This is a genomic window from Planctomycetia bacterium (assembly GCA_015075745.1).
Classification (GTDB): Bacteria; Planctomycetota; Phycisphaerae; order UBA1845; family UTPLA1; genus UTPLA1.
The window spans coordinates 2530195-2538556 of the sequence record JABTTW010000001.1 but is presented as its reverse complement, the minus strand read 5'-3'; the positions used below and the strand labels follow the sequence as shown (position 1 = coordinate 2538556).

Annotated in this window: 6 protein-coding genes; all 6 read right to left on the bottom strand. The window is 60.5% G+C overall.

The window, feature by feature from the left end:
• Positions 1-60 precede the first annotated feature (60 nt).
• On the bottom strand, positions 61-1596 hold the full coding sequence (locus HS101_10030) for a hypothetical protein (GenBank protein ID MBE7506610.1): 1536 nt from the start codon (positions 1594-1596) through the stop codon (positions 61-63).
• Positions 1593-3449 (bottom strand): pilus assembly protein PilM, encoded by a 1857-nt coding sequence (gene pilM / locus HS101_10025; GenBank protein ID MBE7506609.1) that lies wholly within the window; start codon positions 3447-3449, stop codon positions 1593-1595. Before pilM ends, HS101_10030 begins: the two co-directional genes overlap by 4 nt.
• Positions 3449-5167, bottom strand: coding sequence for a general secretion pathway protein GspK (locus HS101_10020; protein ID MBE7506608.1), 1719 nt, complete (start codon positions 5165-5167; stop codon positions 3449-3451). The genes pilM and HS101_10020 overlap by 1 nt, the downstream gene beginning before the upstream one ends.
• On the bottom strand, positions 5164-6009 hold the full coding sequence (locus tag HS101_10015) for a prepilin-type N-terminal cleavage/methylation domain-containing protein (GenBank protein MBE7506607.1): 846 nt from the start codon (positions 6007-6009) through the stop codon (positions 5164-5166). Before HS101_10015 ends, HS101_10020 begins: the two co-directional genes overlap by 4 nt.
• Complete coding sequence (locus tag HS101_10010) at positions 6006-6923, bottom strand: hypothetical protein (GenBank protein ID MBE7506606.1); 918 nt, start codon at positions 6921-6923, stop codon at positions 6006-6008. The genes HS101_10015 and HS101_10010 overlap by 4 nt, the downstream gene beginning before the upstream one ends.
• 309 nt (positions 6924-7232) lie before the next feature.
• Entirely contained in the window at positions 7233-8333 is a 1101-nt protein-coding gene (locus tag HS101_10005; protein ID MBE7506605.1) for a prepilin-type N-terminal cleavage/methylation domain-containing protein, read from the bottom strand.
• Positions 8334-8362: the final 29 nt, after the last annotated feature.

The window sequence follows — 8362 nt, the reverse complement described above, 5'->3', positions numbered from 1 at the left end:
CGAGGATCGACCTTGCTAATCCACGGCGACTCTTCCGCCGCGGTCTGTCGCTGCGCCGCTCTATTGAGCCATTGCCCAGGAATCAATCGCCCTGGGCAAGTCTTCCGGTTTGGCAGCTTCGAGCTTGACGCGGTCGGTGTATTTCCGACCGAGTGGGTACAGATAAAAATTACCGCTGGGCATTTTCACAACTCCCCCCAGGGGATGAACGCCCAACAGATCACCGCCATCAACGGCCGCCTTCTCGCCCACGGGAATCACCGCTCGGGCGTTGGCGTTGCCGGTCACGATCATTTCCTGCTGACCTCGATAGGTGACCAGCCCTGAAACCGTATACTGCGGATCGGCCGGCGGGTCGCTGACAGGTTGCGACACAACCGCGACCTGCTCCGCCGGCTCTACTGGGATCGTGTACACCTGCTTATCCGGCCGCGGCGTTAAGTTCATCGGCGGGTGTTTTTTTCCGGAACCATAGGTCGCGGAGATCGTGACGTGCTTCGCCTCGAATTGTCCCACGTCGATGACGCTGCCCGGCTTGGCGCGCATGGTCGGAAACGTCTGTGAAGACCCATCGGGCTTCACCACGGTGACATCGAAGTCGACGATGTTCTTGTCCTTGTTGTCGACGGCGAGAATCACGACCGTCGGCGGCGGGGCCGGGCTGTGAACGGGAATCGCGTAGGTCCAGTCCTGCCTCGTACTGAAATCCAGTCGCTGCGGGCCGAACGTCTTGCCGTCGGCGTAGGAGCCCTCGATTTCCACAATGTCGCCCATGCCCTTGACGGCCTGCTGAGCCTTGCTCGAGACGGTTTCCACCTTTTGCTCGAAGACCTCGCCATCCCAATAGAAGCGAACCTTCGCGGCGACGGTCTTCCAATCCTGATTGTCCAGCATGACCACGTTTTGCGGCGGAGCTATGTATGGCTTGAAGATGTTCCGCCGATCGAGCAGCGCGAATGACTCGTCCGACCGCAGAAACTCCCGCGCCGGGTCGGTCTTCGGTTCCTCGGCCTGAGAAAGGGTCGATGCCGTGGCGACTTCCTGAAACGTCTTCTTATCAATGACCGGCAGGACCGGCGTCTCGATGGTGAACTCGAGCTTTATCGTGTCCATGGGCAGATTGCGTTGCAGCAGCGGCGCGATGCTCATCTTGGTGATGGCGCTGTAGTACGGTGAGCGGTACAGATCTCTCACAAATGCGACGGCATTGCGATACGCCCCGGTCGCGGCGAAGCGGTAGCCGATCGTCGATACATCCGTCTTGTCGCCGAGCTTCGAACCTGAGACGGGCGAAAAAATCGGATTCGTGAACTGATGCCGACCGGCGAGTTCCTTGAGCTCCTGCGCGAACCGATTGCTCGCCTCGGGACGATCGAACGAAATCGTCCTGCTTGCATAAGCCAGCCAGCGCTCGGCAAGGCTGCGGCGCGAGCGAATGATGCCGTCGAGGCGATCGCTCTCTCGCGTCAGGTTCTCAATGTCCGTCTCCGCTTTCGTCAGCGGGCTGATGAACACGAAATTGACCACCTGATAAAGCATGGCCAGGCCGATCGAGCCGCCGATGAGGATCGCCAGGAATTTTTCGCGTGGGGTCATGGCTTGCCCCCCTTGCCGGTTCCGACGCCGGTAGGCCGCGGATTTCTCGGCAGTCGCGTTCGCGGCGTGCTTGGCGCCTTGCCGTTTCCAGCGGCGGGCTTATTCGTCTTCACGTCTACGGGCCCCTGACTGACCGGCGTGACCGGAGGCTTAACCGGATGCCCATTTGGCTTCTGAGTATTTGCGGCGGCGGGTGCGGGAGTTGTCGCAATAGGCTTCGGTTCTTCTGCGGCGGGACTGACGGTCGCCGGGGCTGCATCGATAGGCGGCTCCACCTCGTCCAACACCGATTCGCGAAGGGCGAGGAACGCCTGCCGATCCGGCAGAACCAACTCGATACTCGTGTCTTTCGAATAGACGTCCTGCGTGCCGGCGGTGGTCTCGCGGCCCGGCACGACGCTGAGGAAACCAGAGCCGCCGAGTTTTTCCGCGACTTCATTGACCTTGCCCAGCGAAACGGTTCGGAATTTGACTCGGGCGATGCTCTCGCGTTTTTTCGAACGACCGCCCGACCTCGTTTCGAAATCGATTCTTGTGGCGTAAGCCTCTTTTTGGTCGGGGAAGTTTTCGGTCAAAGCGACCAACACATCCGGCCAGTATTGTTCAGCGTCGAGCCAGTCTTCCAGCGCATCGACCTTTTTCTTGAACTCGAGAATCTGGCGTTCCTGCAACTTCTTGGTAGCCACTTCGTCGCGCAGCTCCTCGGCGGCCTGCTGCTTCGGCGCGATGAATTTCATGTGGTACATCACCGCCGACCCGACGAAGAGCGCCGCCGTGCCGATCGCCACCGGCAGCTTCCTCATGCGCAGCTGCCGCTTGGTCACGGGCTTCTTGGGATGCAGGAAGTCGAACTGTTCCAGGCCGGTCAGGCCATGTCCGATGGCCAGTCCGATCGCCGCGGAAAACCCGCGAAGCTCTCGCGCCCTCTGGGCGGAAAGCCCCAGCGCTTTGTCCGGCGAAAACAGCTCGGCCCGCGTGGCAAATCGTGAAGCAAGGGAGTGGGCAAGCTGCGGCTCGATGCCCGATGACCCGCATACGATGATGTGGTCGAGACTCATCGACGGATCGGTCGCGCGATAGGCTTCGTACGAACGGACAATCTCCACCATCAGGGCTGAGATGCTCTGCGTGGAAGCCTCGTCCGGCTCGTGATCCGGAACATTGAGCCCTGCTATTCGGCTGTCCGCAATCGGTTCCGTCGAGCCGGCGCCGAAAGCGGCGACCGTTGCCGATGCTGATCGCGAAAAGGCCAGGACGCCGCGCTTGAGAATGTCGATCTCAGTCAACTGCGGGCCTACCTCGACAACGAGAAGGTTCTTTGTAGCGAGGTCCGGGGCGTTCGCCATCACGGCGATCAGATTCGAAAACGGCCGAAGCCCGACTTGCAACACCGTCAGCCCGGCCTGCGAGGCGACCTTCGTGTAATAGTCGAGATCATCCTTGCGCACCGCCGCCACCAGGGCGCTGCTGGGCCCCTTCGGATCAAATTCACCGCATACCGCAAAATCCAGCGCCGCCTGTTCCGCCGGGAATGGCAGCTCCTTGACAATCTGAAACTGCACAATCGCCGGCATTTCCTCGGCCGGCGTCGGCGGAAGATTCAGCGTGTTCAAGACCACCTGGTCGCGCGGAATGCTCAGCAGGACCTTCTTCACGCCGATCTTCGACTGCTTCATCGCCTCCCGCACAAAGGTGCCGAAGGCCTCGGGATCCTCTATGCGAATATCCGCGGGAATCGGAACCGACGCAGCCTTGATCAGGTCAACGCCGTCCGCTTTCGGGCGCACGACGACCATCCGCAGATCCTTGCGGTTCCAGTCGAGCGCCAGAAGTTGCTTTCCACCGATGGCCATCAGTTCCCCTGATTCGTGTTTTCCTGCACGGCGCGGATGTCCTCCCCGTGCGGTGTATAAGCCGTACCCAGCTCATCCAGGTTTCGCGTGTAAATCACCTGGGCGATGGGGCCGCGCATTTCAAAAATCACGTTGATCCGATCCATCACGCCCGCGTGGTCCGCGTAGCCCACCGACTCCACCTGAAAGACCGACGATTTCGTCGCCAGCTTCGGCAGAATCCAGCGGTACTTATGCAGATCCAGAACGGCATTGCGCACCAGCCACGCCGAATTCGATCTTTCCTCAGGCGCCAGTCCACCGCGGGCCGCCACGATCGCCTCCACCTCCCCGGCCGTCAGCTCTGGAATCGTCGCCAATACCTCGCGCGGAGCCGTGTTCACGTTGATACGACCGGTGAACATGGGCACGGGGTCTGTCGTGAGACGATCCAGGATCAACGGCAAATCCTCATAGGTTCCCGGCGGCGGCGTGGCCGTCAGGTCCTTGAACTCCGGCGGCTTCGAGACCTGCGTGTTCTCGGACGCTTCACCGGACTGACTTAGATCGGTCGGAGGCTGCTCCAAACCGGTGTCGATTCCGTCGGTCGGATTCGTCGTAGGTTGCGACGTGGCTGGGTCTTGCGCGAACGGGTCCGGCTGTGTCGTTGGCTGCAAATCCTGCGGGTCTTCCTCCGATTCAGGGGTCGGAGGCGCGGGAATCAAGTTCATAATACTGTTAAACGGCGCGCCGCCGCCGCGCACCTCCATAACATAGCTGACAATCGCGGGGCTGAACTGCTCTTCCAGCAGCTCTTGCAGTTTTTGCGTGTCCTCCATGTTCAAATTAATGCGCGGACGCTGATCGTTTGACACATTGAGCTCGCGAGACCAGAGCGTGAAGTAGGATGCGACTCCGGCAAAGAGTGCGCCATCGCCGTTGTCCGGCGGAAACGACGAGTCGTTGTCGTTCTCGTTCGGATCGAGCAGACCGTTGCGGTTGTAATCCTCTCCGAACACGACCCAGGCGGTGAAGCCTTTGACGAGCAGGAGTTCCTCAACCGTGGAGAACGGGGCGGACTTGCAGCGATAGGGCGGCTCAAGCTGACTGTAGTATTCGTCCTTCGCGCCGTTCGCCCTCGGCGCCGCGCCCGGCTCGCGCCAATCCAGCAATGAATCCACCAGTACATTGATGTCCACAGCGTTGGTCGTGTCCTGGGGAATAACCAGTTCGAAGAGACGGCGAAGCTGGGCCTCGGTAGCACCATTAAGATCCAGTTTGGAGCATTCGTCGGTGATGCCGTAGCGGACCGTCGTGGGGTCTTCGTAATTCCGTGCCACGAGATTGAATCGCCACGCCGGCTTGGCGGCCGGATCGTACCAACCGGTCTCATTTCGCTGCTTGAGATTCGCCTCGGCATCGGAGAGGTCGGACTCCGTTCCCTCAATGAGCACGCCCTTGAACAAATCCGGATTGCTGTACCAGATGCCCGGTTCGTTGCGGGCGGCCCGTAATACGGCGACCGCTCGCTGATAGCCGCTTTCCGCCGCCATGTGAGCCTGGAATCGGTAATGATTCGAGATGGCAGCTCGCGTATTGGACTGAACCATGAACGAATAGCTCGCGGCGAGCAGCGCCAAAAGCGTCACCATCACCAATACGACCACAAGAACGAGCCCCGAGCGCGAAGCCGCGACGCGATGGGGTTTGGAAACAGGGTTATTCCGCGTCATCGTCATGGCGTCGTGGCCCCTCCCTCCCCGCTGGGCGGGCGCTGGGTGCGCAGAATGCGGGAACCGAAGAATGTGTCTGCCTGCTGCAATCGAACCACGATCGAGCACTTGTCTTCGCCGTACGGCTCGGGCGGGGCCGGCAGCAAATCCTGGTTCTCCAAATCCAGTTCGTCTTCATCCTCCGGCGGCTCGATCGCCGTGTACCCCACGGTGACTTCGACGGCCTGCGGCAGCGAATTCCCCAGCCCCGCCTCGCCGCCCTTTCCGATGTCCCAGCGATCCAGCCATTCAACGCCGTCAAAGTAACGAAACCGCAGGTATTTCATCTCCGGCGCGTACAGATCGAGCTCCACCGACTGCGTCTGATCCTCGCGCACCGTCACTTGATTGAGCGTCTGAATCTCCCGGCGAACCAGGCCCATCGGCGCAGGCCCGGTCGCCCCGTCGGGGTAATCAAAGGACAGGTCCTCGTCATAGGCGATGTAATACTGCACCTGACGCATGTCGCTTTGCGCGGGAAGCGGCTCGTCCTGAATCTGTCGCCGGACAAAAAGCTCCTTGTCGGGCAAAACGACCGTCTGGATGGTGATTTGGTGCTCTTTCCCGGCGATCCCCGGCCCGGCACCCTGGAGGAATCCGTTGGCCGAGCGAATCTCACCGGCGATCTTCTGCGCAACGACACGGGCAAGATTGCCCTCGTTGATTCGCCTTGTTCCAAAGTCGCGCGATCGAAGGGTGACGTCGTAAAACAGGAACATCGACGCCGAAAGCAGCGTGACCAGTCCGAGGGCAAGCAGCACTTCAAGAAGCGTCAGGCCGCGACGGCGATGATAATGCGATCGCTTCACTTCGACCCACCTCCTCGACGACTCGAACCCTGTCCGCCTCGCTGCTGACCACCGCCCTGCTGACCGCCACGCTGCTGACCACCGCGTCCCCCGGCAGGTGGGCCTTGGGCACCGGGAATCCCGCCGGGCGGTAACGGGGAGGCACCGCCGAGCTGCTGTAAACCGCCGAGTTGTTTGCCGAGATCCTGAAGACCGGACAAGTCGCCGCGTTGCGCTGCCTGGAGGATTGAATCGAGCTGACCGCCGAGCATTCCGCCGCCCAGCGCCTGGATCAGCGCCGGCAACAGCTCCCGCAGCGTCTCAATGTCCAATGAAGCAATGGCCCGTGGGTCGAATGCGGCCGGGTCGAAAATCGCCGCACCGCCGGGAATCGCCTCGGTCAACTGATCCAGTTGCTCCTGAGAAAATCCGAAGTCCGTCTCGAGGTTGATCGCTCGCGGAACAACGCGTACGACGTGAGTCGTCAGGAGTCGCTGATGCTGATCATCCGCGGCTTCCGGATCCCCCAGAAAAATACTGACGCCGACCTTCAGCATGTCCGGCAGGTTGTCATCCGACGTGACTTCGAGCTTCCACGACATGCCCGGCGGCGCATCGTCTTCGAAGTAGCCGCTCAGGTCCTGATTGGGCATGCCTTGCTCAGGAATATCCAGCGGAATCAGCCCGACATCGAGTTCCGTGAGCAGGCGATCGGTCAAAAGCTGCGCCTGATTCATGCGCTCGGCGAGCATGACGTTCTGCGCACCGTTCCGAAACGTCGCTCCAACAACGGCCATCGCCACGAGGAGAATGGAAAGCGCCACAACCACTTCAAGCAGCGCAACGCCGCCAACGAGACGGCGCCGGACGCTGCCATGCGCATGGACGATTCCTCGCCGTGAAAATGAACGATCAAATGCCTGTGTTTGACCCAAGACATCTCCTTGCCACCCCGGGGGCGGATTTCAGAACCGAGCCCGACTTCGCCATAAGCGCGGAACGGCATGGTTCCGGGCATGCCCGCCCCGCTTTTCTATGCAAACGGCGGCAAATCGTCGCAGTAAGATCGACGAAAGAGGTGGTTTGGGGCGATGCCGCCTTCGAGGGCGGAATTATACCACAACATCTTGCAATATAGAAAGTTATAGTAGGCTGCGGAATTCTAAAAAATCGCGGCCTGGAACAGGTTTGCGTCGGACGTTCGAAAGCGGCCGCTCGAACCTCGAAAAGCGAGGAAACAAGGGCTATTTCGCCGAAGAATCACTCTGAAAATTCTTTCGGATTTCCTCTTTCTCTTCATCGGAGAGGTCAGATTCAGCCAGTTCCCTCTCGAGGTCCTCCATGAGTTGCTGCTCGCTTGGCTGCTCAGCGGGCAGCGTCGATTCTGCTCCGGACGGCAATTGACCCTGCGGCATCGCATTGGGATCGACAAGACCTTGCTGGCCCGTCCCGGGAAAGCCCTGATCGCCAAGCCCCTGCTGATCACCGAGGAGTCCGGCAGCTGCGGCCGGGTCTATAAGCTGGCCCTGTTCGTCGGTCGAAATGGTCAAAGAGAGGTCTTCCGGTGAGGTGGTCTCCGGAAGCTCAAGCTTCTCCTTCTGAATGTAAAACTCGGGGTCGGCCAACTGTTCCTGAGTCACCTGCTCGCGGACGTTGGCCAAGCCCGTTCGGCCGTCGAGTACCACCCACAGTTGCGGCGTTTCCTCTTCCAATGCCTCTTCGGACCTGACATCTGAAATAATGATCGTGGCCCAATCCGAGGAGCCGTCCGTCTCAAAGACGATCGGTGGTCGCTTCTCGTCGAGTTCGGCTTCATCATTGCCCGACGCGATGCTGACGGAGCCGATCTGCTCTCCCTGTGTTACCTGTAAATCAAGTGATGCATCGCGCTGAGTTTCTTCCTTCGCGGCCTTGCTGTCGGCGTCCTCGGTCTGGGAAACCGGCTTCAGATAGACGGGCCGGCCGGGCTGAATCTCGTGCACCTCGGCGTCATCCAGCAGCATCGGCTCCTTCGTCCAGGGATAGGTGACCAGCGTCCAGACGCCCGGCTGATAGAGGGGATCAATCTCGATCTCGACGGTCGGCTGCTGCTCGCCGGGGGCAAATCGCACCCGATGCCGACGGTGCTCCAGCATCGCGGCGGAGCGGGTCATGTAGAGTGTCTCGCGAATCCGCGCAGCGCTTTCGGGCAGCTTGGCCGCGGTAATCTGGCTTTCCATCATCGGCCAGGCAAAGAACGAAAGCACGACCAAAAGGCTGAGGACGATCAGGAGTTCCAGCAGCGTGAAAGCCGCCCGCGCAGCGGCGCGCCGCGACGTTCGCAATGAATGCTGTCGAAAACCCATGATCGAATGTCCGGAGAAAATGCGGACGA

Excerpts from the sequence above, each read along its gene's own strand:
- HS101_10030 (MBE7506610.1), bottom strand. The coding sequence starts at position 1,596 with ATGACCCCACGCGAAAAATTCCTGGCGATCCTCATCGGCGGCTCGATC.
- pilM (MBE7506609.1), bottom strand. The coding sequence starts at position 3,449 with ATGGCCATCGGTGGAAAGCAACTTCTGGCGCTCGACTGGAACCGCAAG.
- HS101_10020 (MBE7506608.1), bottom strand. The coding sequence starts at position 5,167 with ATGACGATGACGCGGAATAACCCTGTTTCCAAACCCCATCGCGTCGCG.
- HS101_10005 (MBE7506605.1), bottom strand. The coding sequence starts at position 8,333 with ATGGGTTTTCGACAGCATTCATTGCGAACGTCGCGGCGCGCCGCTGCG.